At 40.4% G+C, this 24856-nt stretch carries 31 protein-coding genes and 1 tRNA gene; 3 read left to right on the forward strand and 29 right to left on the reverse strand.

Annotation, left to right across the window (positions count from 1 at the left end; all coding sequences use genetic code 11):
* Nucleotides 1-17: 17 nt before the first annotated feature.
* From ACTQXY_RS01085 to ACTQXY_RS01130, 10 genes are all read right to left on the reverse strand, one after another.
* Nucleotides 18-632: a regulatory protein RecX gene (locus tag ACTQXY_RS01085; protein WP_412362523.1), complete on the reverse strand. Its 615-nt coding sequence runs from the start codon at nucleotides 630-632 to the stop codon at nucleotides 18-20.
* Nucleotide 633: 1 nt separating this feature from the next.
* On the reverse strand, nucleotides 634-1656 hold the full coding sequence (gene recA / locus ACTQXY_RS01090) for a recombinase RecA (RefSeq protein ID WP_441657921.1): 1023 nt from the start codon (nucleotides 1654-1656) through the stop codon (nucleotides 634-636).
* Between the two features lie 305 nt (nucleotides 1657-1961).
* Nucleotides 1962-2441: a methylglyoxal synthase gene (locus ACTQXY_RS01095; RefSeq protein ID WP_004613886.1), complete on the reverse strand. Its 480-nt coding sequence runs from the start codon at nucleotides 2439-2441 to the stop codon at nucleotides 1962-1964.
* Nucleotides 2442-2459: 18 nt separating this feature from the next.
* Nucleotides 2460-4028: a putative ABC exporter domain-containing protein gene (locus tag ACTQXY_RS01100; protein WP_441657922.1), complete on the reverse strand. Its 1569-nt coding sequence runs from the start codon at nucleotides 4026-4028 to the stop codon at nucleotides 2460-2462.
* Entirely contained in the window at nucleotides 4028-4723 is a 696-nt protein-coding gene (locus ACTQXY_RS01105; protein WP_412362520.1) for an ABC transporter ATP-binding protein, read from the reverse strand. The genes ACTQXY_RS01100 and ACTQXY_RS01105 overlap by 1 nt, the downstream gene beginning before the upstream one ends.
* Before the next feature lie 88 nt (nucleotides 4724-4811).
* A complete protein-coding gene (locus tag ACTQXY_RS01110; RefSeq protein ID WP_004613889.1) occupies nucleotides 4812-5483 on the reverse strand; it encodes an acyltransferase in 672 nt (223 codons plus the stop codon).
* A 6-nt stretch (nucleotides 5484-5489) separates the two neighbouring features.
* A complete protein-coding gene (gene topB / locus ACTQXY_RS01115) occupies nucleotides 5490-7490 on the reverse strand; it encodes a DNA topoisomerase III (protein WP_441657923.1) in 2001 nt (666 codons plus the stop codon).
* 96 nt (nucleotides 7491-7586) lie between these two features.
* Complete coding sequence (asd, locus tag ACTQXY_RS01120; protein ID WP_441657924.1) at nucleotides 7587-8672, reverse strand: aspartate-semialdehyde dehydrogenase; 1086 nt, start codon at nucleotides 8670-8672, stop codon at nucleotides 7587-7589.
* Nucleotides 8673-8751: 79 nt separating this feature from the next.
* Complete coding sequence (argH, locus tag ACTQXY_RS01125; protein ID WP_441657925.1) at nucleotides 8752-10146, reverse strand: argininosuccinate lyase; 1395 nt, start codon at nucleotides 10144-10146, stop codon at nucleotides 8752-8754.
* 18 nt (nucleotides 10147-10164) lie between these two features.
* Entirely contained in the window at nucleotides 10165-10800 is a 636-nt protein-coding gene (locus tag ACTQXY_RS01130) for an epoxyqueuosine reductase QueH (RefSeq protein WP_412362563.1), read from the reverse strand.
* A 118-nt stretch (nucleotides 10801-10918) separates the two neighbouring features.
* On the opposite strand from ACTQXY_RS01130, the gene ACTQXY_RS01135 reads away from it, so the two are divergent.
* Together ACTQXY_RS01135 and ACTQXY_RS01140 are read left to right on the forward strand one after the other, a co-directional pair.
* Complete coding sequence (locus ACTQXY_RS01135) at nucleotides 10919-11686, forward strand: ATP-binding cassette domain-containing protein (protein ID WP_441657926.1); 768 nt, start codon at nucleotides 10919-10921, stop codon at nucleotides 11684-11686.
* Nucleotides 11679-12476, forward strand: coding sequence for an ABC transporter permease (locus tag ACTQXY_RS01140; protein ID WP_441657927.1), 798 nt, complete (start codon nucleotides 11679-11681; stop codon nucleotides 12474-12476). The genes ACTQXY_RS01135 and ACTQXY_RS01140 overlap by 8 nt, the downstream gene beginning before the upstream one ends.
* 65 nt (nucleotides 12477-12541) lie before the next feature.
* On the opposite strand, the gene ACTQXY_RS01145 is transcribed toward ACTQXY_RS01140, so the two are convergent.
* The 18 genes from ACTQXY_RS01145 to ACTQXY_RS01230 all read right to left on the reverse strand — a co-directional run bounded on the left by ACTQXY_RS01145 (nucleotide 12542) and on the right by ACTQXY_RS01230 (nucleotide 24224).
* Complete coding sequence (locus ACTQXY_RS01145; protein WP_441657928.1) at nucleotides 12542-13357, reverse strand: Cof-type HAD-IIB family hydrolase; 816 nt, start codon at nucleotides 13355-13357, stop codon at nucleotides 12542-12544.
* Nucleotides 13358-13437: 80 nt separating this feature from the next.
* Nucleotides 13438-13510, reverse strand: a tRNA-Thr gene (locus ACTQXY_RS01150).
* Between the two features lie 72 nt (nucleotides 13511-13582).
* On the reverse strand, nucleotides 13583-14497 hold the full coding sequence (locus ACTQXY_RS01155) for a mechanosensitive ion channel domain-containing protein (protein WP_441657929.1): 915 nt from the start codon (nucleotides 14495-14497) through the stop codon (nucleotides 13583-13585).
* Nucleotides 14498-14506: 9 nt separating this feature from the next.
* Nucleotides 14507-15358 (reverse strand): peptidoglycan editing factor PgeF, encoded by an 852-nt coding sequence (gene pgeF, locus ACTQXY_RS01160; protein WP_441657930.1) that lies wholly within the window; start codon nucleotides 15356-15358, stop codon nucleotides 14507-14509.
* A 10-nt stretch (nucleotides 15359-15368) separates the two neighbouring features.
* Nucleotides 15369-15722: a YraN family protein gene (locus tag ACTQXY_RS01165; RefSeq protein WP_441657931.1), complete on the reverse strand. Its 354-nt coding sequence runs from the start codon at nucleotides 15720-15722 to the stop codon at nucleotides 15369-15371.
* Between the two features lie 30 nt (nucleotides 15723-15752).
* Nucleotides 15753-16517: a ribonuclease HII gene (locus tag ACTQXY_RS01170; RefSeq protein WP_441657932.1), complete on the reverse strand. Its 765-nt coding sequence runs from the start codon at nucleotides 16515-16517 to the stop codon at nucleotides 15753-15755.
* Nucleotides 16510-17055 carry a signal peptidase I gene (lepB, locus tag ACTQXY_RS01175; protein WP_441657933.1) on the reverse strand — a complete coding sequence of 182 codons (546 nt, stop codon included), beginning with the start codon at nucleotides 17053-17055 and terminating at the stop codon, nucleotides 16510-16512. The genes ACTQXY_RS01170 and lepB (ACTQXY_RS01175) overlap by 8 nt, the downstream gene beginning before the upstream one ends.
* Nucleotides 17056-17079: 24 nt before the next feature.
* Complete coding sequence (ylqF, locus tag ACTQXY_RS01180; RefSeq protein WP_441657934.1) at nucleotides 17080-17931, reverse strand: ribosome biogenesis GTPase YlqF; 852 nt, start codon at nucleotides 17929-17931, stop codon at nucleotides 17080-17082.
* A gap of 11 nt (nucleotides 17932-17942) precedes the next feature.
* Entirely contained in the window at nucleotides 17943-18515 is a 573-nt protein-coding gene (gene lepB, locus ACTQXY_RS01185; RefSeq protein WP_441657935.1) for a signal peptidase I, read from the reverse strand.
* Nucleotides 18516-18579: 64 nt separating this feature from the next.
* Nucleotides 18580-18927 (reverse strand): 50S ribosomal protein L19, encoded by a 348-nt coding sequence (gene rplS / locus ACTQXY_RS01190; RefSeq protein WP_441657936.1) that lies wholly within the window; start codon nucleotides 18925-18927, stop codon nucleotides 18580-18582.
* 96 nt (nucleotides 18928-19023) lie between these two features.
* Nucleotides 19024-19758: a tRNA (guanosine(37)-N1)-methyltransferase TrmD gene (trmD, locus tag ACTQXY_RS01195; protein ID WP_441657937.1), complete on the reverse strand. Its 735-nt coding sequence runs from the start codon at nucleotides 19756-19758 to the stop codon at nucleotides 19024-19026.
* Nucleotides 19759-19761: 3 nt separating this feature from the next.
* Nucleotides 19762-20268: a ribosome maturation factor RimM gene (gene rimM, locus ACTQXY_RS01200; RefSeq protein ID WP_441657938.1), complete on the reverse strand. Its 507-nt coding sequence runs from the start codon at nucleotides 20266-20268 to the stop codon at nucleotides 19762-19764.
* Between the two features lie 48 nt (nucleotides 20269-20316).
* Entirely contained in the window at nucleotides 20317-20544 is a 228-nt protein-coding gene (locus ACTQXY_RS01205; protein ID WP_004613909.1) for a KH domain-containing protein, read from the reverse strand.
* 23 nt (nucleotides 20545-20567) lie between these two features.
* A complete protein-coding gene (gene rpsP, locus ACTQXY_RS01210) occupies nucleotides 20568-20813 on the reverse strand; it encodes a 30S ribosomal protein S16 (protein WP_441657939.1) in 246 nt (81 codons plus the stop codon).
* Between the two features lie 48 nt (nucleotides 20814-20861).
* The gene (ffh, locus tag ACTQXY_RS01215; protein WP_004613911.1) at nucleotides 20862-22211 is read right to left on the reverse strand and encodes a signal recognition particle protein; all 1350 of its coding nucleotides are present in this window, start codon (nucleotides 22209-22211) and stop codon (nucleotides 20862-20864) included.
* 1 nt (nucleotide 22212) lies between these two features.
* A complete protein-coding gene (gene ylxM / locus ACTQXY_RS01220; protein WP_022250909.1) occupies nucleotides 22213-22563 on the reverse strand; it encodes a YlxM family DNA-binding protein in 351 nt (116 codons plus the stop codon).
* A gap of 71 nt (nucleotides 22564-22634) precedes the next feature.
* The gene (locus ACTQXY_RS01225) at nucleotides 22635-23210 is read right to left on the reverse strand and encodes a xanthine phosphoribosyltransferase (RefSeq protein WP_004613913.1); all 576 of its coding nucleotides are present in this window, start codon (nucleotides 23208-23210) and stop codon (nucleotides 22635-22637) included.
* A 102-nt stretch (nucleotides 23211-23312) separates the two neighbouring features.
* Nucleotides 23313-24224 (reverse strand): S8 family serine peptidase, encoded by a 912-nt coding sequence (locus tag ACTQXY_RS01230; protein ID WP_441657940.1) that lies wholly within the window; start codon nucleotides 24222-24224, stop codon nucleotides 23313-23315.
* 149 nt (nucleotides 24225-24373) lie between these two features.
* Between ACTQXY_RS01230 and ACTQXY_RS01235 the strand changes: the two genes are divergently transcribed.
* Nucleotides 24374-24634 (forward strand): chorion class high-cysteine HCB protein 13, encoded by a 261-nt coding sequence (locus ACTQXY_RS01235; RefSeq protein ID WP_083382817.1) that lies wholly within the window; start codon nucleotides 24374-24376, stop codon nucleotides 24632-24634.
* 42 nt (nucleotides 24635-24676) lie between these two features.
* Here ACTQXY_RS01235 and ACTQXY_RS01240 read toward each other — a convergent pair whose 3' ends face one another.
* Nucleotides 24677-24802, reverse strand: a complete 126-nt coding sequence (locus ACTQXY_RS01240) for a hypothetical protein (RefSeq protein ID WP_004613916.1) — start codon at nucleotides 24800-24802, stop codon at nucleotides 24677-24679.
* Nucleotides 24803-24856: the final 54 nt, after the last annotated feature.

The following is a 24856-nucleotide window of genomic DNA, read 5'->3' on the forward strand; positions in this document are numbered from 1 at the left end:
CTCTTTTCACAATTATGTCAAGTATTCCATTCAGAAACTTGTATTACTTGACGGATGTCCTCGTAACGGAAACCTTTTCTTAACAGATACCCGCAAATCTTCGCTTTTTCTGCTTCTGTCGCCTGCTCTGCACAAAATCTTTTCTTCTCAAGAAGTTTTTGAATTGCTCCCCGTTCCTCTTCCATCTCATAACACTCTTCCATCACTTTGTCAATCGTCTCTTTCGCGACCCCTTTTTGGCAAAGTGATGCATAAATTTCTTTCCTACTCTTTCTGCTCTGTCTGCTGAGCACAAGTCGTCTTGCATAATCTTCATCTTCCACATATCCAAAGGATTTTACATATGCTATCGCCTGTTCGATAATATCATCCTGATACAGTCCCTGCCTTAATTTCGTGCGAAGCTGTGATTCTGTGCGATCCATATCTGCCAACAGATGCATCGCCCGCAGTTTGGCACGTTTTAACACAGTCTCACTGAGAATCTGACTGACCAGCCTCTCATCCACTTCTGTGTCCTGCGTGATATGATATCGGGACAGTTCTCCTTTGTATAACACAAAGGCAAACTGTCCGTCTATGAATACTTTATATTTTGTCTTTGTCACTGGCTCAATCTTCGTGACATACATTCTATTCTTCCTCTTCCTTCTCTACAGAACCGTCCAAATGATAATGTGCTCTGATCTTCTCTTCCAATTCTTCCATAACTTCTGGATGCTGCCCAAGGTATATCTTCGCATTCTCTCTTCCCTGTCCGATCTTATCTCCATTATAGGCATACCATGCCCCGCTCTTATTCACAAGGTCAAGTTTTGTTGCAAGTTCCAGAATATCTCCTTCTTGAGAAATTCCCTTTCCAAACATGATATCAAATTCCGCTTCTTTGAACGGTGGTGCAATCTTGTTCTTCACAATTTTGATGCGTGTACGATTCCCCACCATCTCACCATTCTGTTTTAATGTCTCAATCCTTCTGACATCCATACGCACGGAGGCATAGAATTTTAAAGCTCGTCCACCAGTTGTTGTCTCTGGATTTCCAAACATTACACCGACTTTTTCACGAAGCTGGTTGATAAAAATGACAACACAATTTGACTTACTAATAACAGGTGTCAGCTTTCTGAGCGCCTGCGACATCAGACGAGCCTGCAGACCGACATGACTGTCGCCCATGTCACCTTCTATCTCTTGCTTTGGAACAAGCGCTGCAACCGAGTCAATTACAATAATTTCCATCGCACCAGAACGAACCATCGTCTCAGCAATCTCAAGCGCCTGATCCCCACTGTCTGGCTGTGAAATATATAGTTCATCAATATTTACACCAATGTTTTTTGCATAAACAGGATCAAGTGCATGCTCTGCATCAATAAACCCTGCAATTCCGCCTCTTTTTTGCACCTCGGCAATCATATGTAACGTAACCGTCGTCTTACCACTTGACTCTGGACCATATACCTCGATCACTCTTCCTTTCGGTACACCCCCGAGACCAAGTGCAATATCAAGACTCAAAGAACCTGTCGGAACTGTCTCCACAGAGACATTCGCCCTGGCCTCACCAAGCTTCATCACCGTACCTTTTCCAAAATCTTTCTCCAACTTTAAAATCGCCGCATCCAGCGCTTTTTGTTTATCTTCATTTGCCATATTATGTATCTCCTTTTCTATATAGCGAACTTACGTTCGCTTTCCTAATTAATATACTATTATACTTACTTTAAAATGTCAATACTTTTATTCTCACCTCCTGCTTGCAAATTTTCATGTGGGTAATTTTAGCGAATCTGCCAACGAATACATATAATGAGCGAACGCTCTATTGAATGAACACTATCAGAATATCACAATTCTCACTTTTACACAAGAAAAGAATCCATTTTCAGGATTCTTTTCTTGTGCTTATTTCCGATTTCTAACAAACGTTTTCGATGATAAAAATCTTCTCATCATAACTATTCTTTCATCTTTTCTACACGTTCCTGAATCGTCTTATTAAAATTTTCAACTTTTCTGCAATATGGCTCACTCATATATTTAGAGTGTAACATGAAATCTGCAGTTGCCAGATTGTTTGCAATCGGAATATCATACACAACAGCAATCCTAAGTAGCGCTTTCACATCCGGGTCATGTGGCTGCGCTTCCAATGGATCCCATAAAAAGATCATAAAGTCAATCTGTCCTTCCACAATCTTTGCTCCAATCTGCTGATCTCCTCCAAGCGGTCCGCTGTTATAACCTTTTACAGGCAACCCTGTTTTCTCTGCAATCAGTCGGGATGTCGTTCCTGTTCCACATAAAAAGTGACTTTTTAAAATTTCCTTGTTCTGATCACACCATTCTACCAGCTCTTTCTTCTTTCCGTCATGAGCAACCAGTGCAATATGCTTTGCTTTTCCAATTTCAAATGTAACATAATTATCTTGTAACACAATGATCCCTTCTTTCTTTTAATCATATTGTTCCATGATGGCGAACCTTGACACTGTCAACAGTCCAATCACCACTGCCATTATCATACCATAAATTAAAATTACGAAAAAGGCAAAATTGAAATTCTGTAAGACAACTGCAACCACAGCAAGGAGCACTCCGATTCCTATAATTCCCCCTTGGACTCCCAATCGAACTAACTGCTTTACTGTTTCTCCCAAAGAGTTTCTCAAAAACGAATCGATCAGTACCTTTGTATATAGCTTAATTGCCTGAAGGAACACATAGATCAACCAGCAACTGACCATGTGAAGCGGATGCACCTTCCATGCAATTCCAAGCGGAAGCACCAAAATTGCTCCATCAATTGCCGCTTTCACATGTTCCATCACAGTCGCATACCACATTTTCTTTGCAGGAGAATCTGGAAGGAGAAACAGATACGGATTTTTCAATTCTTTATCCCATTTTCCAAGATATCCTCCTGTCAAAATAGCAAGATAAGCCACAATTCCCAAAAGAACTGCGCTTTTTGATCCAAATTCCGAAACATCAATCACTTTTAAGAACAAAATATCCGCACCAATGCAAAACAAAGTCATATATGAAAAGATAAACCATTTTTCTTTCTTATATTCCAATAACTGTCTGTAAAAAATAGCCTTTGCTCCGGATGCTTTATATTCGACTGAGGCTCTTTTGAATTTCTTCTTTTTGCCGATGGACATAACCATCTCGCCATTATTTTTTCGCGCTTTCATCTCTGCATAATCATCCGCAAATTTTGCCGCATCTTCATAATATCCACCATTGCATTTCATTTTGACTGCCACTACAGCCATAACAATTACAGTCAAAAGATACAAACCACTGCATACAAGATTAAGCGTTGTAGGTCCAAGCAAAATCAGTCGAAAAACTGCAATATTCCATCCAATGATTGGCAACATCTGCAATCCCGGAAAATCAATCAGATTGATGATACTTTCCAGCGAAAATCCTTTTGTGCGAAAATACCAAATTCCAAACAGCGTAATACCTGCAAGCAAAACGTAAATCGTGCGCGCAAGCATAACAGTCGTCTTTTGCGAAAATCGTTCATTGGCATATAAAACAATAATAATACTGCCTTCCAGTACCGACTCAACCCCTGCAAGAACTATAAACAGTGACACGATTTTCCAAAGCGGAAGATGAAATCCAAGAATTGCAGCAAGCACAAATGCCATACTCACAATCAAAGTCATCAAAAAATTATACCCCGCGCCATAGAGCAAGATTATTTTTGGGCGAATCGGCGCTGTAAAAATAAAATGTGCATGGCTTGGATAGAAAATAACACCTTTTCGTTTTGCATAAGTCGCAAAGTTAATAAAAAAATTGTAAAGTCCCCATACCGTCAATGCGGCCAGCAGCCAATATGGTGTTTGAAAATTTGCTTTTACTAAAGCCGTAACTGCAACTGTGATTAAAAAAATAAAATAGGCTGCCAAAACAATGCTAAGTATCAGGTTCACCGGCTTTTTCTTTAACTGCTTTAATTTGTTGATCCATTTTCTTTTTGACATATACAATAATGCTTTCATTATTTTTCACCACCTGTCAATTCAAAGAACAGAGCATCGAGTTCTTTATCCCCAACTTCTTCTTTGCTGTAAGAACCAATAATATGTCCTTTCTCCATCACAAACATCACATCCCAAATATTCTCTACCATCTCCAGCATATGAGTACTGATCAATATCGTAACTCCGTTTTCTTTTAATTCTAAAATCACTTCTTTTAATTCTTTGATCGCTTTCGGGTCAAGTCCCACCATCGGCTCATCTAAAAGAATCACCTGCGGCTTGATACACAGCGCACAGCAAATACTAACTTTCTGCATCATTCCTTTTGAAAGCTCATTCCCTAATTTGTCCTGTTTATCCTCCAGCTCAAATCGTGTCAGAATTGCTTCCACCTCTTGGTCTGTTATGTTACTGTCATATGCTTTTCTTACATACTCAATATGCTCTCTTACAGTCAATGCATCGAACATTGCCGGCAATTCCGGAACATAGGCAAAAATCTTTTTCGCCTCCATGCTATGTGCTTCCATTTTCTGAATTCCGATTCCACCTTCATACCTGAGCAAACCTGCAATACTCTTAATAATCGTAGATTTTCCTGCTCCGTTTGGTCCCAGCAAAATTCCTATCTTTCCCGTTGGCACCGTGAAACTCACATGATCCACCGCCAGATAATCACCATATTTTTTACTCAGTCCTTGTATATCAAGCATCTTCATTCCTCCTCATCAAAAATAGCCTTGTATATCTGTACTATAGATTTAATACAATGATACACAAGACTATTCCGACTGTCAATATCTATTTTTCGTATTTCTCAATTACTTCTCCACGTTTTTTATAAATGCTGCCTGCAGGTACAAATTCTCTGACCATAGACAATGGATAAATATTTGTATGACTTCCCACAACTGTTCCCGGATTCAATACACTTCCACATCCCACTTCGACTTCATCACCAAGCATGGCACCAAATTTCTTAAGTCCAGTCTCAATCGCTCCTTTTGGTGTCTTTACCGTCACCAATGTCTTATCGGATTTCACATTGGAAGTAATCGAGCCAGCCCCCATATGAGACTTATATCCAAGCACAGAGTCCCCTACATAATTATAATGTGGAACCTGAACTTTATTAAACAGGATTACATTCTTAAGCTCTGTAGAATTTCCTACCACAGCCCCTTCCCCAACAATTGCATTACCGCGGATAAACGCACAATGTCTCACTTCTGCGTCTTTTCCAATAATTGCCGGTCCATTGATGTAAGCTGTCGGCGCTACTGTCGCCGACTTTGCAATCCATACATTCTCACCGACTTTTTCGTACTCCTCTTCCGATAACGTCTCTCCAAGTTCTAAAATAAAAGAACTGATTTTCGGAAGAACCTCCCACGGATAGGTCACTCCTTCAAAAATATCTCTCGCAATTGTCTCCTTTAAATTATAAAGTGATTTTACTGTTAATTGTTCCATTTCAATTTACCCCTTCTTTGTCTGTTTTTCTTTTTTATAAAATATTGCCGCCTTATCGTAACAGCCTCTCAGCTGATACTGGTTACCCAACCGCAAAACACCTTGCGTACGACTGTTAATAAAATGTTCCAGTTTCATCATATACTCATCCGATGTAATCTCGCCGTCCGCCACATAGGTGAGTCCTTTTTCCCAGCTTGCAGTAAGTTCCGGGTTCAAAAGTGAGCGGATTGAATGTTCCACTACATCAAAAACCATTTCTCCAAGCAACGTCGGTGTAATGATCTGTGTTTTTTTATTTAACATCAAATATTTAATATGAATTAGTTTTTTCAGGATCTCTGCTCTGGTTGCACTCGTTCCGATACCACTTCCTTTAATCTGGGCGCGCAAATCCTCATCTTCAATGAGCTGCCCCGCATTCTCCATCGCAAGAATAATCGACCCGGAATTGTATCTCTTCGGTGGCGAAGTCTCTCCTTCTTTGATTGTCAATTCCTTTACCGGTAACACCGTTCCTTTTTTCACTGTCTGAAGCAGTTCAAAAAAGTTCATGTCCATGTCACTTTCCGAATCCTGTTTACCCGCATTTCCGGTTCCGACCACTTTCAGATATCCTTCTTCTGCCAAAACCTTGAAATTGGAGAAAAAGCTTTCCTCTTTGATCTTGGTTGTAATACTGACTTTCTGATAAACAGCCGGAGGATAGAAAATACTCAAAAACCTTCTGACAATCGTGTCATATACCTGCCTTGCAGTATGTGATACACTATTCAATGCCTGCAGTCCCTGACCGGTCGGTATGATTGCATAGTGGTCTGTAATCTGCTTGTCATTGACATACCTTGTTTTTTCTAAGCCTTTATGACTTCCAAACGCAACAATATCCTTCAAATAAGGAGATGCCATATCATATTTGGACAAACCATTCAGATTCTTGTGGATCTCTTTTGCCACTGCTGTCGAAAGCACTCTGGCATCCGTTCTCGGATAGGTCACCAGTTTCTTTTCATACAGTTCCTGAACGATCCGAAGTGTCTCATCCGGACTGATCTTAAATCGTTTGGAACATTCATTCTGAAGCTCTGCCAGGTTATAAAGGAGTGGCGGATTCTTTTTTTCTTTCTTTTTTTCAATTGCAGTGACTGTGCAAGTAAGCGGTTCTCCATCACTTAAATAGGCGATCAATTCTTCTGCCTTCACCTTCTCTTTAAAGCCATTTTCCTTATAGAGATCCAATGACTCAAAATATTTAGAACCTTTCACCGCCTTCCATTCACCATCAAAATTCTTTTCTTCCAGTGAAATGCTGCTGAGCACTCTGTAAAACGGCGTCTTTACAAATTCCCGAATTTCCCGCTCTCTTCTTACTACCATACCGAGCACGCATGTCATAACACGCCCGACAGAAAGGACTGTGTATTTGTGACCAAGATAATTTGAGATACTATTGCCGTATTTCAGCGTTAGGAGTCTAGAAAAATTAATTCCCATCAGGTAATCTTCTTTTGCCCGCAGATACGCTGATGCAGATAAGTTATCATATTCCTCCAGATCTTTCGCTTCACGGATTCCACGAAGAATCTCTTCTTCTGTCTGGGAATCAATCCACACACGTTTTCTTTTCTTTCCTTTCACCTCTGCCATCTGTTCCACCAGGCGGTAAATATATTCCCCCTCACGCCCGGAGTCAGTGCACACATAAATCGTATCCACATCCTGTCGGTTCAACACGCCACTCACAATTTGGAACTGCTTTTTTACGTTCGGAATCACCTCGTATTTGAACTCTTTTGGCATAAACGGCAACGTCTCAAGACTCCATCTTTTATATTTCTCATCATACACCTCCGGATAACTCATTGTCACAAGATGTCCAACACACCATGTGACAATCGCCTCATCAGATTCCAGATATCCGTCTTTTTTTCTCGTATTCAATTTTAATGCTTTTGCGAATTCCTGTGCCACGCTTGGCTTCTCCGCTATGTATACTGATTTTCCCATCCTGGTTTCCTTTCTCTGCCGCCAATGCCTCTCCCGTGGATAAAAAGAGAAACAAGGCAGGAAAGAACTTTCTTCCCCGCCAAATGTTATTTTTATTTATTTTGCTTTGATATATCCTTTTGCAGTCAGTGTCTCTGCACAGAGAATTGCACCACCTGCAGCGCCACGTACTGTATTATGAGAAAGTCCGACAAATTTAAAATCGTATACACTGTCTTCTCTCAGACGTCCTACCGAAATTCCCATACCATTTTCAAAATTGACATCCAATTGTACCTGTGGACGATTATCTTCCTCCAAGTATTGAATAAACTGCTTCGGCGCGCTTGGAAGCTCCAATTCCTGCGGCAGTCCCTTAAAGTTCACAAGCTTTTCAATCAGCTGCTCTTTCGTTGGCTTCTTTGCAAATCTCACAAATACAGCTGCTGTATGTCCGTCCAAAACCGGTACGCGGATACACTGAGTTGTAATTACCGGTCCCTCCGCTTTTACAATCTCTCCATCAACTACTTTTCCCCAGATACGAAGTGGTTCTTGTTCACTTTTTTCTTCTTCACCACCGATAAACGGAATAATATTTTCTACCATCTCTGGCCAGTCTTTGAATGTCTTTCCTGCCCCTGAGATTGCCTGATATGTAGTTGCCACTACTTCTGTCGGCTCAAATTCTTTCCATGCTGTCAGAACCGGAGCATAGCTTTGAATCGAACAGTTTGGTTTTACCGCCACAAATCCTCTTTCTGTTCCAAGACGTTTTTTCTGAGCTTCTATTACTTCAAAATGTTCTGGATTAATCTCTGGAACTACCATCGGCACATCCTTTGTCCAACGGTGCGCACTATTGTTTGAAACAACCGGTGTCTCTGTCTTTGCATATGCATCTTCAATCGCTTTGATCTCTTCTTTTGTCATATCCACCGCACTGAACACAAAGTCAACATCTGCAGCCACTTTCTCTACTTCATTTACATTGGCAACAACTAATTTTTTCACTGCCTCTGGCATTGGTGTCTTCATTTTCCAACGATCCCCAATCGCTTCCTCGTAAGTCTTTCCTGCTGATCTCGGGCTCGCTGCCACTGTCACGACTTCATACCACGGATGATTTTCCAACAGAGAAATAAAACGTTGTCCAACCATACCTGTTGCTCCTAAAATTCCAACTCTTAATTTCTGTTCCATAATTATCTCCTCATTTCCAAAAGTCTTTCTCACGCAAACAAATGTGTTTACTCGAAATATACTATCGCATTTTAATTGATTATGCAAGTGTTTTTTCGCATTCCTGCAAATATTTTGCATAGATGGCAATTACCTTTTCCATCGCTTCTTTTCCAGGCGCGCCAATCGTCATACGTTTATTGACGCATGTCTCCATGCTGATTGCCTCATAGATGTCCGCCTCAAAAACCGGTGAAATCGCCTTAAATTCTTCTAGTGTCATATCATCCAACGCGATATCCTTTTCCAGGCAGTACAGTACAAGCCGCCCTACAATTCCGTGTGCATCGCGGAATGCAACACCATGATTTACCAGATAGTCCGCTGCATCTGTCGCATTGGTAAACCCATTCTTTGCACTGTTTTCCATATTCTCTTTGCGGAATTTCATCGTTCGAAGCATCCCTGTAAACAATGCAAGGCATCCTTTTGCTGTGTCAATCGCATCAAATGCCAACTCTTTATCTTCCTGCATATCTTTATTATAAGCAAGCGGAATTCCTTTCATCGTTGTCAAAATCGACATTAATGCCCCATAGACACGTCCTGTCTTTCCTCGAACTAATTCTGCGATATCCGGATTCTTTTTCTGTGGCATAATGCTGCTTCCCGTACTGTAGGCATCATCAATATCCACAAACTGGTATTCGTTCGAATTCCAAATAATCACCTCTTCCGAAAAACGGCTCAAATGCATCATGATTGTGGACAATGCTGACATTAACTCAATTACATAATCTCTGTCCGCAACAGAATCCATGCTGTTCAATGTAGGTCCGGCAAATCCCAAAAGTTCGGCAGTATACTCTCTGTCAAGAGGGTATGTCGTTCCAGCGAGTGCTCCCGAACCAAGCGGACAATAGTTCATCCTTTGGTAGATATCGTATAGTCTGGAACGATCACGTCGGAACATCTCAAAATACGCCCCCATATGATGCGCAAGCGTAATCGGCTGTGCTTTTTGAAGATGTGTAAATCCCGGCATAAATGTCTCGGTGTTTTCTTCCATGATATGAAGAAGAACTTCCAGTAATTCTTTTAAAAGTCCATCCAACACCTGAATCTCATCTCTTGTGTACAGTTTCATATCCAGTGCAACCTGATCATTCCTGCTTCTTCCTGTATGCAGTTTCTTGCCCGGTTCTCCAATGCGATCAATAAGTGTCGCCTCCACAAAGCTGTGAATATCTTCATATTTGTCCGAAATTTCAAGTACGCCTTGTTCCACATCACTTAAAATTCCTTCGATTCCTGCAATGATCTGATCCCGCTCATCTTCAGTCAAAATCCCTTGTTTTGCGAGCATCTTCACATGCGCAATGCTTCCTCTCATATCCTGTGCATAGAATTTCTGATCAAACGAAATCGATGCATTGAAATTGTAAACCAGCTGATCCGTCTCCTTTGTAAAACGACCGCCCCATAACTGTGCCATATTGTCCCCTTCTTTCGTTTATTTTTTCTTGATTCCAGTGCTTTCTTGTTTCCTGTCTCTGACAGAAAACTCGCATCCACAGTAATCTTGTCTGTAAAGTCCAAATTCATTGGAAAGCTCAATGGAACGTTTGTATCCATTCTTCTTTTTAAAATCTGACTGTAAATACTTCACGCCATATTTTTCACCTATTTTTACGCCAATCGTATTCAACTTTTCAGCATTTTTCATTGGACTGATTGTAAGCGTTGTCGTAAAGTAATCAAACTCCGCTTCCTTTGCCATTTTCGCTGTCTCTTCCAATCGGAGCGCATAGCACTTAAAACACCGCTCTCCGCCTTCTTTCAAGTGTTCCAATCCTTTTGCAAGCTCATAAAACTTCTCCCTGTCATAATTGCCCGCAACAAAAGAGATTGGATACTTTACTTTCATCTTTCCAATCAGCATCTGCTGTTCTAAAATCCTCTTTGTATATTCACTTTCCGGAAAAATATTAGGATTATAATAAAAAACAGTAATGTCAAAATAATTGCTCAAATACTCTAAAGCATAACTGCTGCATGGTGCACAGCAACTGTGCAGCAAAAGTCTCGGCACTTTTTCTTCTTTTTCAAGCTTTACAATCAGCTTTTCCAGTTCTTTTTGATAATTCATCTTTTTCACCATTTCCACGTAACCTCACAGGCTTGATTATACTATTTTCTCTTGCTTCTAGCAAGCACCCTTTTTCCCTTTTGACATAAAATAGATATATATGAAACGGAGGCGCATTATGGAACATGTTCTTGAACTGAAAAACATCAGTCATTCTTATCATAATACAGAAGGAGAAACACCTGCACTAAAAGAACTTTCTTTCTTCCTGAAAAAGGGGGAATTCATAAGCATTGTCGGTCCTTCAGGCTGTGGAAAATCCACGTTGCTGTCACTCATTGCAGGATTGCTCATTCCAGAAAGCGGAACAATACTAATCAATGGAAAACAATTGAAAGAAAGCACTACAAATATTGGATACATGTTACAAAGAGATCATCTGTTTGAATGGCGAACGATTTATAACAATGTCATTCTAGGTTTGGAAATCCAGCATATGCTCACCGCCCGCACGCGCAGAAAAGCACATCAGTTACTAGAACAATATGGTCTGGAATCTTTCGCGAATGCAAGACCATCTGAACTGTCCGGAGGCATGAGACAGCGCGCTGCTTTAATCCGTACTCTCGTGTTGGAACCGGATCTTCTTCTATTAGATGAACCCTTCTCAGCTCTTGATTATCAGACCCGGCTCACTGTAGGAGATGACATTGGACAGATTATCAAAAAAGAACAAAAAACAGCCATCCTCGTCACACATGATCTTTCCGAGGCAATCAGCCTGGGGGACCGGGTAATCGTTCTCTCCGAAAGACCTGCCACCGTACAACAGACAATCCCTTTGTCCTTCTCTCTCGAAGAAGACACGCCGCTCCACAGACGAAATGCACCGGAATTCAAAACCTATTTTAATCTCATTTGGAAGGAGTTGAACCGCAATGAGTGAGACTTCTGTCTCCCAACAAAATTTTCTGCAAAAAAAGAAACAACATAAACGTATTGTTCACAGTTCCCGTTTTCTCATTCTCATCTTTTTTTTGGGAATTTGGGAATTCACTGCCTCAAAAGGAATTATTGATTCTTTTATTTTCAGCAGTCCTTCAAAAGTGGCAGCCTGTTTTTGGTCTATGGTCTGTGATAAAAGTATTTTTCTGCACATTACAGTCACACTTTACGAGACACTCGTCAGCTTTTTTCTCGTCATTTTGTGCAGTCTTCTTGTGACAATCCTTTTATGGTTCAGTCCAAAACTCTCTGAGATATTGGAACCGTTTCTTGTCGTTTTAAACAGTCTGCCGAAATCTGCGCTTGCACCTCTTTTAATTGTGTGGCTCGGTGCTACTCGCACTACAATCATTGTCGCCGGTATGTCTGTCGCAATTTTCGGGAGCATCCTGAACCTATACACAACATTTATCAATGCTGACAAAGAAAAAATCAAACTGATCTACACGCTCCATGGGAACAAATTCCATGCACTGATGAAAGTAGTACTGCCAAGCTCCATTCCCGCTATCATCAGCAACATGAAAGTCAATATCGGCCTATGTCTTGTGGGTGTCATTATCGGAGAATTTCTGGCGGCAAGAAATGGTCTCGGATATCTGATTATCTACTCTAGTCAGGTCTTTAAGCTAGACTGGCTACTCATGTCAATTGTACTGTTGTGTATTATGGCAATGGGTCTGTATGCTTTGATTAATCTGTTGGAAAAATGGTATTTAAAAAAGTTCTAACTATCAAAATAGAGTTCAAGAAGTATTTCTCCAACTTCTCGAACTCTGTTTTTTCATCTTATTTTTTAAATAATGCCATAATGTCTTAATGCCTTTTCGATCCCATCATCTTCCAAATCTGCAGTCCGGTGTGCACAATATGGAAAAAGCTCTTTCATGCTGTTCCCCATCGCAACACTGTTTGGTACAAACTGAAGCATCGGAAGGTCGTTCGTACTGTCTCCAAACGCATAGCAATCTTCCAGCAAAATTCCATAATAATCCATCAGCATCTGAATCCCAGACGCTTTCGAAATCCCCTTTGGAACAATCTCATACATTCCAGCGCCTCTGTCTATACAGTCAAATTCCTCCGAAATATAATTGTAGAACGCCTTATAGTCACTCACCGTATTCACCCATACTACAAATTTATCAAATAAAATTTCTCCGTCTTCCAGAGACTTTGGAATATCAAATGCTTTCGTACCGAATCTGGCTCTTAAATCATGAAGAATTTTATGGTCTGGAAGCTCCTCATCAAAGAACACACAATTTTCCTCCTCAAACACCGCTGTGATATTGCATGTTCTTAACATCTCAATAATTTCCCTACAGTATTCTTTTGTAAGTGTATTTTTAAAAATCGTCTTTTCTCCAACATAAATTGCCGTTCCGCATCCACAGACATATCCATCAAAACCTATATTTTCTAAAAAATCATCAATATTAAATCTCGTTCGTCCCGTATTGATAAACGCCAAATGTCCATTTTCTCTTGCCTTGCGAATTGCATTCACCGCACTTTGCGGAAGGTAGTGTGTTCCCTCTGCCACAAGTGTTCCGTCGATATCAAAAAAAGCATTTTTCGACTCATATTGTTCTCCTCCTTCTCCGTTCATGTAAATATTTAAATAAAAAAGTACCGCACCCCCTTGGAAATACTGATTTTCCTTGAAGTTACGGTACTTCTAATCTAGTCAGCTGAAAATCGGACTTGAACCGACGACCCCTTCATTACGAGTGAAGTGCTCTACCAACTGAGCTATTTCAGCAAGTGATTAAAACAAATCACAAGCTTTATTATATCGCATTTTCAAAAATATGCAATACTTTTTTTCAAAAACTTACTGTTTAGCCTCTTCTTTCGGCAAATGCACAGTCATCTGCTGATAAGGTATCTCAATACCATTTTCGTCCATTGTCAGCTTAATCCTTTCTAACAGTCTCCATCGCGTCGGCCAATACTCCTCCGTCTTCACCCATGATCTTGTTCCAATCACTACAGAACTTGCCCCAAGACTATCTACAAACACTAACACTTCTTCCTCTTTTAATACCGCTTCCTCTTCCATTAGAAGCTGCTCAATCAACTGTTTTGCCTTTCTAAGATCTGCTTCGTAAGATATGTCTATCAAAAGATCCATTCGCCGCTCATTCTTTGCAGTCACATTGGTAAGGCTGTTATTTGCCAATGCACCATTCGGGATTACAATAGTCTTGTTGTCAACAGTGGAAAGCTTGGTATAAAAAATTTGGATTTCTTTTACAGTACCTTCACACTTATTCGTGTCTTCAATAATATAATCTCCCACTACAAATGGTTTCAAAACCAAAATTAAAACACCACCTGCAAAGTTCGACAGTGCGCCTTGCAAAGCAAGACCAATTGCCACACCTCCAGATGCCAGCAATGCCGCTACCGATGTCGTGTCGATTCCAAAATTGCTTCCAATTGAAAAAATCAAAATAATATACAATACAAACTTTAACATCGAATCGACAAACTGCTCGACTCCTTTATCTACTGTTGATTTTTGTAAAGATCGTCTGACAAGCTTCCGAAGCAGCTTGATAATTTTTGTTCCAATAAAAAATACAATCAGTGCAAGAAGCACACGAATTCCAAAACCAATCAGTTCTGGAATATTATCATTCACATATTGTGCAAACTTTCCGACTTCTTGTACTGCCTCCGATGTAGCTTCCGTCACTTCTTTTTTAACCGCCCCATCTCCTACTGTATCTGCCAGTAATATCATATATACCTCCTATTTCAATGCCAAAAACGCTGCTAAATTTCCCCTCTTTCCATTGGATGCCCGATGTGAAAACAGCAGTTCATGATTGCAACATGTGCACAAATTTGTCACAGCCAAATGTGTTTTCAAAATCCCGGCTTCCTTCAATATCAGCTCGTTTGCTTTCCAAAGATTCAGTTGATATTTGCCATTTGTTTTCCTATAAAACAGTTTTTCCCAGTACTGTTGGTGAAAATTTTGTCGAAACGCATCAATGACATCCTCGCTTACTTCATAACACGTCTGACAGATAGACGGTCCGATTGCCGCCAAGATATCTTCTGGATGACATCCATATTCGCTTTGCATCACTTCCACTGTCTTTTTCCCTATTTTCCCGACAGTTCCCCTCCAGCCGGAATGGCTTAGACCAATCACTTTTTTCACCGGATCCAAGAAAAACAGAGGGACACAATCCGCATAGAATGTCGTCAGACAAAGTCCCGGTTCATCTGTCACAAGACCATCCACATCCGAATAGTCAAGCGGTGTAGCCAAGCCTTTCCCCTTGTCTTTTGACGTGACAACGCGAATATTTGTCGTGTGTGTCTGCATGGAAAACACAAAACTATCATCCTCTACACCGATTGCCTTTGCCATCCTCCGATAGTTTTCCCGGACAGCCGCCTCATCATCCCCTCTTGAAAAGCTTAAATTCATCGTACTGCAGACACCTTCACTGACGCCCCCAAGTCTTGTCGAAAATCCATGAAGAACCAATCCGGTGTCTGCCAGAAGTGGGTATTCCAAATACGGAACACCATTTTCTACTTTTTCCGTAAAAATTTTTTCATCGTTTTTATATAAAAACCCTATACTCATATTCTATCTTTCACTCCACAAAATCAAATGCATTCTTTAAAAGCTGTACTTCTGTTCCCAAAATACCTACCACATCAAAACGGCATGGCATCTCATGCCACTGATTTTTATAAGCATAATACTGTGCACATTTTGAAATTCTTCGCTGCTTCGCCAGCGATACCGCTTCCATCGGGTACCCTGCTTTCGCCGTCTTTCTGTATTTCACTTCACAAAAGACAAGATACTCCCGATCTTTCGCAATAATATCAATTTCCCCTGCATTGCATTTGAAATTATATTCTATAATCTGATATCCGTGTGCTTCCAGATATTTTCCTGCAAGCCTCTCATAGTTCGTTCCTATTTTTCGTCTATTTTCCACTATATATCTCTTCTATTACAACTTAACGCTTCAGTCACAAACAAAATTCTTAATAAAGCTCATTCTATGAATCGGTGTAGCTCCAAGCGTTTTCAACGCCGTGATATGTTCCGCAGAACCATATCCTTTGTTACTGGCAAATCCATATCCAGACAACCCATCATCATACTGGACCATAAGACGGTCTCTTGTAACCTTTGCAATGATACTTGCCGCCGCAATAGAAACACTTCTCGCATCACCCTTGACGATTGGCACCTGACGAATCGTCACTTCCGGAATCGTCACAGCATCATTCAATAACAGATCAGGCTCTGTTTCTAATTGTTGAATTGCTATACGCATTGCCTCATAAGTCGCCTGCAGTATATTGATCTCGTCAATTCGTGCCGGACTCACAATGCCAATTCCTGTCGCAATCGCTTTTTCCATAATCTCATCATACAACTCTTCTCGTCTCTTTTCAGAAAGTTTTTTCGAGTCATTCAGATAAAGAATCTCGCAATCTTTCGGCAAAATCACCGCACCAGCAACTACTGGTCCTGCAAGCGGTCCTCTCCCCACTTCATCAATGCCGCATATATATGAAAAATCTGCGTATTTTCTTTCGTAAATACGCATATTCTCAATTCGTTCTCGCTCCTTGCAAAGTTTTTGTTCCTGTTTTTTATATTTTTGAATCAGATTAACTACTCCTGTGCGCTCGTCCTTCTCATATTTTGCGTATAGTTCGTTCAGCATCACTTTATCTGCCGCTTCAAATTCTGCTTTGATTTCGCTAATTTTTTTATTCATGAGGTATCACCCCAATACTATCTAATGGCCATATCCGAACCCATGCCCTTCCAATCAACTCATCTCTGTGAAGAATTCCAACACTTGGATCACGGCTGTCTGAACTGTGATTTCTGTTATCGCCAAGCACAAAATATTCATCCTCACCAAGTTCAATCGGCTCTGCCGCAATCCCGGCATCTTCCATCACTTCCAGCCCATAGTTTTCATCCAGCTTCTCTCCGTTAATATAAACATATCCATCCTTCACCTGAACTGTTTCTCCCGGAAGCCCTATGATTCTCTTGATATAATATGTATTTTCTTTATGTCTATACGGGAATACAATAATTTCAAATCGCTTCGGTTCTCGGAAATGATAAGACAGCTTATCCACTATCAAGTTATCTCCATCATGCAAAGTCGCCTCCATAGAATGTCCGCTCACGCGCGTACGCTGTCCCACAAATGTGATAATCAACCAGGTCAACCCTATAATTATCGCAATATATACAATCCATCCTAATAATTCTTTTACTATTCCCTTTGGTTTTTCCATCTAATACTCCTCTTTTCTGACTATCTATTTGTAATCTTCCGGAAATTCTAGTGTAATCTTCCCCAGTCTTCCGTTTCTGAAATCATCAATCAAAAGCATTGCTGCTTTATTGGTATCCAGTTCACTTCCCCTTAACAGGCAATGTCTGTTCTTTGCAATGTCAGCCAGACATGTATAAGGGTCTTCATTCTCTGCAATATCATATTTTTCTGCCAAAACACCTACGTAGTGCTTTTTCATAAACTGAATCAGTTCTGCTGCCAACTCCTCGGTATTTAAAATCTCATCTTTAATCGAGCCGATAAATGCAAGTCGCAGTCCTACCATCTGATCTTCAAATTTCGGCCACAAAATTCCAGGTGTATCCAATAATTCTACATTCTTATTCAAACGGATCCACTGTTTTCCTTTTGTAACTCCCGGTTTATTTCCAGTCTTTGCACATGCCTTCCCCGCCAACGAGTTGATAAATGTAGACTTTCCTACGTTCGGAATTCCAACAACCATGGCGCGCACCGGACGGTTCAAGATACCTCGTTTTCGGTCTCTTTCCGTCTTTTCTTTACAAGCTTCCTGAATCACTCCCTGAATGGATTTGATTCCACCGCCTTTTTTAGAATTTACTTTTACAACTGCAAATCCTTTTTTCTTAAAGTATTCTGCCCATGCGTCATTCTGTTTATCTTCTGCCAGATCTGATTTATTCAGCAAAATTAATCTTGCCTTATTTTTTCCCAATTCATCAATATCTGGATTCCTGCTGCTGATCGGCACTCTTGCATCCACAAGTTCAATCACAAGATCAATCAGCTTTATATTTTCCTGCATCATACGCTTTGCTTTAGTCATATGCCCCGGATACCACTGAAAATGCATATCTTCCTCCTCTATTTCACAAAACCAAAGTGATCCTTTGGCGCTATTACAAACCACACTTTTCCTTCAATCTCTGTTCTTTTCACATTGCCAATATCCGCCATACGGCTGTCTTCACTATTCTGTCTGTCATCTCCCAAAACAAAAAATTCATCACCGCCCAATGTAATTGGCTCTTCTACAATGCCCGGATCGTCGATTTTCGTCGTCTTATAGTCTTCCTCAATCTTTTCTCCGTTAATCAGAATCTCTCCGTCCTTAATCTCTACCGTCTCCCCCGGAAGTCCAATGATTCGCTTGATATAATAATGTGAATTTTCATTCCCATTCGGTTTAAACGCAATAATATCCCCTCGTTTCGGACTGCTTGCATTATATACAATCCGATTGATGAGTGTGATATCTCCATTTTCTAATACCGGTTTCATAGAATCTCCGATCGTACTCACTCTCTGTCCAAAATACCACACAAATACAAAGGCAATCAGACATACGACGGCAATCTGAAACGTCCATATTCCCACTACACGAAGCAAGTCAAAATTCACTCTCTTCTTTTCTTTTCCAAATTTTAAACGACCCATCTATTCTCCCTAATAACACAAAAGGGACAATATACAGTATGTACTTGTCCCTTCCTCACATTTACTATTTTACTAATTCTTTTACTTTAGCTCTCTTACCAACACGTCCTCTTAAGTAGTTCAGTTTTGCTCTTCTTACTTTACCTTTACGAATAACTTCTACTTTTTCTACGTTTGGTGAGTGTAATGGCCAAGTCTTTTCAACACCAACTCCGTTAGAATTCTTTCTAACTGTAAATGTTGCTCTTGTGCTTCCACCTTGTTTCTTAAGCACTGTACCTTCGAAAACCTGAATTCTTTCACGGTTTCCCTCTTTGATCTTACCGTAAACTTTTACAGTATCACCTACGTTAAATTCTGGCACTTCAGCTTTTAATTGCTCAGCTTCAATTTTTTTAATAATATCGTTCATCTTGTGTGACCTCCTTATAATTTGGACGTTCTTAATACATATTCTGTATCAGAGGACCATCTCTTTCTTCTCACAACGCTCTTTATTTTACCATACTTAGTTTTCCTTGACAAGTGTTTTTACTAATTCTTTTTCTTTTTGTGTCAAATCTGCTTTTTCTAACAAATCAGGTCTTCTTTTCGCTGTACGAATCACAGATTGTTCTCTTCTCCACCTTTCAATATTTGCATGATGCCCGGAAAGCAGAATCTCCGGCACTTTCTTTCCATGCCATTCTTCCGGTCTTGTATACTGTGGATATTCCAACAGATTATCCTGAAAACTTTCAAATTCCGCAGATGTATCATTATGGAGCACCCCAGGAATCAATCGCGATACCGCATCGATCATTACCATCGCCGGAAGTTCCCCTCCTGTCAGCACATAGTCCCCAATTGATACATAGTCTGTTACTATTTCTTCCAAAACGCGTTCGTCAATCCCCTCATAATGTCCACACAAAAAGATAAGCTCTTCTTCTTGTGCGAATTCCTCCGCCATACTCTGCGAAAATGTCTGTCCCTGTGGTGAAAGATAAATCACTCTCGGCTTACTCTTTGCCTTTTCTGCCACCGACCGATAAGCGCCGTAGACAGGCCCTGCCTGCATGAGCATTCCTGCTCCTCCGCCGTATGTGTAATCGTCCACACGATTATGTTTGTTTTCTGCAAAATCTCGGATATTCACTGCTTCAATCGTCAAAAGCTCATTTGCCATTGCTCTCCCGATAATACTCGTGCTCAATCCGTTCATCACCATATCCGGAAATAATGTTAATATATGAAAATGCATCCTCTATACCAGCCCTTCCAGTAAATGAATTACCATCTTTCTATTCTCAATATCTACATCTAAAATACATTGCTTGATTGCAGGGACAAGAACTTCTTTTCCATCTGTCATCTCGATGATATAGACATCATTTGCTCCTGTTTCCATCACATCCTTCAGCGCTCCAAACAGTTCTCCCTCTTCCGTAAATACGTCCATCCCAATCATATCCGCAATAAAATATTCATCTTTTTTTAATTTCACTGCGTGTTCACGGTCAACCAAAAGACTCTTCCCTTTATATTTTTCAATATCATTTATATTATCAATCCCTCTGAATTTCAGGATTACAAATTGTTTAAAAAATTTAACTCCTTCAATTTCCAACGGCAATTGTTCTTTTCCTGTATCCAAAATTACTTTTTTTAACTTTTTAAATCGTTTCACATCGTCAGTTGTCGGAAATACTTTTACTTCTCCACGCACACCGTGTGTGGAGGAAATCACTCCCACCTGTAATAACTGCTCCATGAAATTCTCCTTTCCACTCTACGTTTTATGATAAAATAGACACCGCAATTACGCGATGTCTACGATTACTTTTTTATCTTCTTTAGCAGCCGCTGCCTTTACGACGGAGCGAATTGCTTTCGCGATTCTTCCTTGCTTGCCGATTACTTTTCCCATGTCAGAATCTGCCACACGCACTTCAACGATAATAGTTTTTCCTTCCACTTTTTCTGTAACGACAACACTTTCCGGATCATCTACTAATGCTTTTGTAATTACTTCTACTAATTCCTTCATTACACCCACCTCCGTGGTACAGCCTATTTCTCAATACCAGCTGCTTTGAAAATCTTACCAACCATCTCTGTTGGCTGAGCTCCGTTGTTCAACCATTTTTTAGCTGCTTCTTCGTCTACTTTGAATAAGCTTGGTTCCTGATTTGGATCGTAAGTACCGATTTCTTCGATAAATTTACCATCTCTTGGAGATCTTGCATCTGCAACAACGATTCTGTAAAAAGGAGCTTTTTTCTGTCCCATTCTTTTTAATCTAATTTTTACTGCCATTTGTAGTCACCTCTTCTTTTAACTTTCTTTTTCTTTTTTATCTATGTGTTAAAAAGGAAGTCTGAACTTTCCTTTCTTACCACCAATGCCACCCATCATACCCGGAAGCTGTTTCATCATCTTCTTAGACTGCTCAAACTGCTTCACGAGCCGGTTCACTTCACTGATGTCCACCCCTGCGCCTTTCGCAATTCTGCGCTTTCTGGATGGATTTAAAATATCCGGATTCCGACGTTCTTTGATTGTCATCGAGTAGATAATGGACTCAATCTGTGCCATCTTTTTCTCACTCTCTTCTGAATCAATGTCTTTCATCTTAGCTCCGCCAAGTCCCGGCATCATACTCATGATGTTCGCAAGACCGCCCATCTTCTTCATCTGCTTCATACTCTCAAGGTAATCTTCAAAATCAAACTGTGCTTTTTTCAACTTCTGCGACATCTCTTTGGCTTTCTCTTCGTCAATATCTTCTCCGACCTTCTCGATCAGACTCAAGACATCTCCCATACCCAATATACGGGAAGCCATTCTATCTGGATAAAACTGTTCCAAATCGGAAAGTTTTTCACCCATACCAACATAAAGAATCGGTTTTCCGGTAACTGCTTTGATGGAAAGTGCAGCACCACCTCTTGTATCACCATCTAACTTTGTGACAATCACACCGTCAATTCCGATTTTCTCATTGAAACTGCTCGCCACATTGACCGCATCTTGTCCGGTCATGGCATCCACAACTAAAATCGTCTGATGTACCGTCACAGTTTCTTTAATCTCCTGCAGCTCTGCCATCATATCTTCATCAATATGAAGCCGACCCGCCGTATCTAAAATCACTATATTGTTACCATTCTTAGCCGCATGTTCCAAAGCTGCCTTGGCGATATTCGCCGGTTTGTGATTTTCTCCCATAGAGAATACTTCCACACCTTGCTTCTCACCGTTAATCTGCAGTTGCTTGATCGCAGCCGGTCTGTACACATCACACGCTACCAACAATGGCTTTTTCCCTTTTAATTTTAACTTTCCGGCAATCTTAGCAGTTGTTGTCGTCTTACCGGCACCTTGCAGACCCGCCATCATAATCACGGTTGTCGCCTGTCCAGGTTCCAGCTTAATCTCTGTCGTCTCAGAGCCCATCAGCTTGATCAACTCTTCATTTACGATCTTGATTACCATCTGCCCCGGATTGAGTCCATTCATAACGTCCTGTCCTATTGCACGTTCCTGAACATCCTTCACAAAGCCTTTCACTACTTTAAAGTTAACATCTGCTTCTAAGAGAGCCATCTTCACTTCTTTGAGCGCCGCCTTGACATCATTCTCCGTCAAACGTCCCTTGCTCCGAAGATTTTTGAATACATTCTGTAGTTTTTCTGATAAACTGTCAAATGCCATATTATAACTCCTCTATTATCTCTCCTGAAATCTTTCTGATTTCCTGTATCAATTGGTCTTCCCCGCTGTTTCTCACATCTTCCTTTTCCAAAAGCTCATTCATGCGGTGAACCTTTTCTTTGATTGACAGAAACTTTTCCACCAAATGCAGTTTTGCTTCATAACCTTCCAGCGTCTTGTTGCAACGTTTAATCAGATCATGCACACCCTGTCTGCTGATCCCTGCATCTTCCGCAATCTCACTCAGAGATAAATCCTCCAATACGAATTGCTCGTATATTTCTTTTTGGTGACTGGTAAGCAGTTCACCATAAAAATCATATAATAGTGCCTGTTCTAGAATCTCATTCATTTTCATCACCTTTGCTATCATAAACGATTTTAAATAAGGTGTCAAGCTTTTTTTCTTGACACCTTTGCTTTTTAACGAAATGTAATTGTTTTATTTACACAATCCATATCTTCTATGATTGCAAGCGATTCCAAATGCAGCCCTTTGCTTCGAATCATATCCCCGCCTTTTTGCTGTCCTTTTTCAATCACAATTCCAATTCCCTCAACAGTCGCTCCTGCACTTTGTACTAAGTCAATCAACCCCTCCATCGCACACCCATTTGCAAGGAAATCATCAATGATTAAAATATGATCTTCCGGACCAATGTATTTTTTTGATACAATGACATCATATACTTTTTTATGCGTGAACGATTCAATCTTCGTGGAATACACTTCTCCGTCAATATTGATGCTCTGTGTCTTTTTTGCAAACACAACCGGAACACCAAAATGCTGTGCTACCACGCAGGCAATCCCGATTCCGGATGCTTCAATTGTCAAAATCTTGTTGATTGGTTTGTCTGCAAACAGACGCTTAAACTCTTTTCCCATCTCATTGAACAAATCAATATCCATCTGATGGTTCAAAAAGCTGTCTACTTTTAGAACATTTCCTTCCTTTATTATTCCATCCTTTTTGATTCTTTCTTCTAATAGTTTCATATCGGATACCTTCCTCGACCTGTCTTTTTATTCGCTTATTTTCTTTGAGTATTTCTATCTATCATATAAAAAAATGTTTTTACTGTCAATTTAAAACTGAAATTATTCTAAAAGTTTTTTCATGTTCAACTGCCCCCACCCTTGACGATTGTGATCTGCCCCCATATCGCTGCTACTCTCGCGAAGTTTGAGTTTGACTTCCACATTAGACATCTCTGGATATTTACTCAATAAATCCGCAATCGCACCGGATACGATTGGTGTTGCCATCGATGTGCCGCTTTTCACCACATACGGCTGTCCTCTCTGCCTTGCAAATTTTGCATTGCAGGAGCGAATATAGGATCCGGGCGCTACAACATCCGGCTTACATACACATTCTTTTGTAGGCCCCCTTCCGGAATAGTGTTTCTTCGTGTTTCCCCTTTGGTCTATATAATACTGGTCATCAGAAGATCCAACCGTGATAATCTTTTTGCTGTCCCCTGGTGTTGTAATCGTCCCCTCCTTCGGTCCTAAGTTTCCCGCAGCAGCCACAACAACCATCCCCGCATCCCAAAGCGCCTCCACGCCATTTATTAATCTTTCTTCTTCACTCTCATCTGATTGCGGCAGCATTCCCACAGAAATATTCACAATACGTATATGATATCTTTTTTGATTTTCTAAGAGCCATCGAAACGCCTTCATCACTTCCGTTACATTACCATTTCCTTTTTGATCTAATACCTTTAAGACGATCAAATCACACTCCGGAGCAATTCCCCCGTATATTCCATCAGAGGAATTTCCATTCCCAGCCAGGACTCCGCACACATGTGTCCCATGACCATTGTCATCATAGATGACTTCCTGTCCATTTACAAAGTCTCGAAATGCCAGCACTTTATTTTGAAAATCCGGATGGGGAGCAATCCCTGTATCCAGCACTGCTGCCACTACCCCTTTCCCAAGATATTTTCCCTTTATAACATCATCGCACCAATATTGAACGATTTGCTTTACCCGTTTCATAAGGATCTGTTTCCTTTTTAATTTAAAATATGAAACAGTCCTTTTTTTGTTCGTTTTCTTTCCCCTCTAAATATTTTCTTTTTTCAGGAAACATAAATAAGCCCTGCTACATATTATGAAGTGTAAACAAATTATATGGAGGCTCAATTATGAGTGATTTAAGTGCAACAAACTGTGGATGTGGCTGTGAAAGAAACGAAAGATCTGGATTTGGAAACAATTCCTGCTTATGGATTATTTTACTTTTATTCTGCTGTGGCGGATGCGGCAACGGATTTAGCGGCAACAACAACGGCTGTGGAGACAGCTGTATCTGGATTATCCTTCTGTTATTCTGCTGTGGCGGATTTGGAAGCGGATCCAACAACGGTTGTGGCTGTGGCAATGGATTCGGAGATGGCTGCTGCTAATCTTTCCCCAAAAATTCCGGCTGGTTTAACCCGGCCGGAATTTTATTTTTTCGTCTCCCTATTTTTATCCTTGTTTGTTTTCACAGTTTTTTTTCCTGCTTTTTTTGCTGCACATTTCAAATCTAGTTCATAAACTGCATTTCCGTCTATAATGAGCTTATGTTTCATTTGCCTATACCTCCAGTTATTCTATGTTATATTATATGTTCATTTCATAATTTC

Origin of the sequence: Faecalimonas sp. LCP19S3_D12 (assembly GCF_052121495.1) — a bacterium.
In the GTDB taxonomy this organism is placed as follows: Bacteria; Bacillota; Clostridia; order Lachnospirales; family Lachnospiraceae; genus Faecalimonas.

Bases quoted from the DNA above. Each gene is read 5' to 3' on its own strand.
- topB (WP_441657923.1), bottom strand. From the start codon at position 7,490: ATGGGAAAATCAGTATACATAGCGGAGAAGCCAAGCGTGGCACAGGAA.
- ACTQXY_RS01240 (WP_004613916.1), bottom strand. From the start codon at position 24,802: ATGAAACATAAGCTCATTATAGACGGAAATGCAGTTTATGAACTAGAT.
- ACTQXY_RS01140 (WP_441657927.1), top strand. From the start codon at position 11,679: ATGAGTGAGACTTCTGTCTCCCAACAAAATTTTCTGCAAAAAAAGAAA.
- rimM (WP_441657938.1), bottom strand. From the start codon at position 20,268: ATGGAGCAGTTATTACAGGTGGGAGTGATTTCCTCCACACACGGTGTG.
- asd (WP_441657924.1), bottom strand. From the start codon at position 8,672: ATGGAACAGAAATTAAGAGTTGGAATTTTAGGAGCAACAGGTATGGTT.
- rplS (WP_441657936.1), bottom strand. From the start codon at position 18,927: ATGAACGATATTATTAAAAAAATTGAAGCTGAGCAATTAAAAGCTGAA.
- ACTQXY_RS01100 (WP_441657922.1), bottom strand. From the start codon at position 4,028: ATGAAAGCATTATTGTATATGTCAAAAAGAAAATGGATCAACAAATTA.
- ACTQXY_RS01145 (WP_441657928.1), bottom strand. From the start codon at position 13,357: ATGAACGGAGAAGGAGGAGAACAATATGAGTCGAAAAATGCTTTTTTT.
- ACTQXY_RS01235 (WP_083382817.1), top strand. From the start codon at position 24,374: ATGAGTGATTTAAGTGCAACAAACTGTGGATGTGGCTGTGAAAGAAAC.
- recA (WP_441657921.1), bottom strand. From the start codon at position 1,656: ATGGCAAATGAAGATAAACAAAAAGCGCTGGATGCGGCGATTTTAAAG.
- ACTQXY_RS01110 (WP_004613889.1), bottom strand. From the start codon at position 5,483: ATGGAACAATTAACAGTAAAATCACTTTATAATTTAAAGGAGACAATT.
- ACTQXY_RS01230 (WP_441657940.1), bottom strand. From the start codon at position 24,224: ATGAAACGGGTAAAGCAAATCGTTCAATATTGGTGCGATGATGTTATA.
- ffh (WP_004613911.1), bottom strand. From the start codon at position 22,211: ATGGCATTTGACAGTTTATCAGAAAAACTACAGAATGTATTCAAAAAT.
- ACTQXY_RS01225 (WP_004613913.1), bottom strand. From the start codon at position 23,210: ATGAAACTATTAGAAGAAAGAATCAAAAAGGATGGAATAATAAAGGAA.
- lepB (WP_441657933.1), bottom strand. From the start codon at position 17,055: ATGGAAAAACCAAAGGGAATAGTAAAAGAATTATTAGGATGGATTGTA.
- ACTQXY_RS01135 (WP_441657926.1), top strand. From the start codon at position 10,919: ATGGAACATGTTCTTGAACTGAAAAACATCAGTCATTCTTATCATAAT.
- trmD (WP_441657937.1), bottom strand. From the start codon at position 19,758: ATGCATTTTCATATATTAACATTATTTCCGGATATGGTGATGAACGGA.
- ACTQXY_RS01155 (WP_441657929.1), bottom strand. From the start codon at position 14,497: ATGATATTACTGGCAGATACAGTAGGAGATGGGGCGGTTAAAAAAGAA.
- rpsP (WP_441657939.1), bottom strand. From the start codon at position 20,813: ATGGCAGTAAAAATTAGATTAAAAAGAATGGGACAGAAAAAAGCTCCT.
- lepB (WP_441657935.1), bottom strand. From the start codon at position 18,515: ATGGGTCGTTTAAAATTTGGAAAAGAAAAGAAGAGAGTGAATTTTGAC.
- ACTQXY_RS01170 (WP_441657932.1), bottom strand. From the start codon at position 16,517: ATGAATAAAAAAATTAGCGAAATCAAAGCAGAATTTGAAGCGGCAGAT.
- ACTQXY_RS01105 (WP_412362520.1), bottom strand. From the start codon at position 4,723: ATGCTTGATATACAAGGACTGAGTAAAAAATATGGTGATTATCTGGCG.
- ACTQXY_RS01130 (WP_412362563.1), bottom strand. From the start codon at position 10,800: ATGAATTATCAAAAAGAACTGGAAAAGCTGATTGTAAAGCTTGAAAAA.
- ACTQXY_RS01205 (WP_004613909.1), bottom strand. From the start codon at position 20,544: ATGAAGGAATTAGTAGAAGTAATTACAAAAGCATTAGTAGATGATCCG.
- ACTQXY_RS01085 (WP_412362523.1), bottom strand. From the start codon at position 632: ATGTATGTCACGAAGATTGAGCCAGTGACAAAGACAAAATATAAAGTA.
- ylxM (WP_022250909.1), bottom strand. From the start codon at position 22,563: ATGAATGAGATTCTAGAACAGGCACTATTATATGATTTTTATGGTGAA.
- pgeF (WP_441657930.1), bottom strand. From the start codon at position 15,358: ATGAGTATAGGGTTTTTATATAAAAACGATGAAAAAATTTTTACGGAA.
- argH (WP_441657925.1), bottom strand. From the start codon at position 10,146: ATGGCACAGTTATGGGGCGGTCGTTTTACAAAGGAGACGGATCAGCTG.
- ylqF (WP_441657934.1), bottom strand. From the start codon at position 17,931: ATGCATTTTCAGTGGTATCCGGGGCATATGACTAAAGCAAAGCGTATG.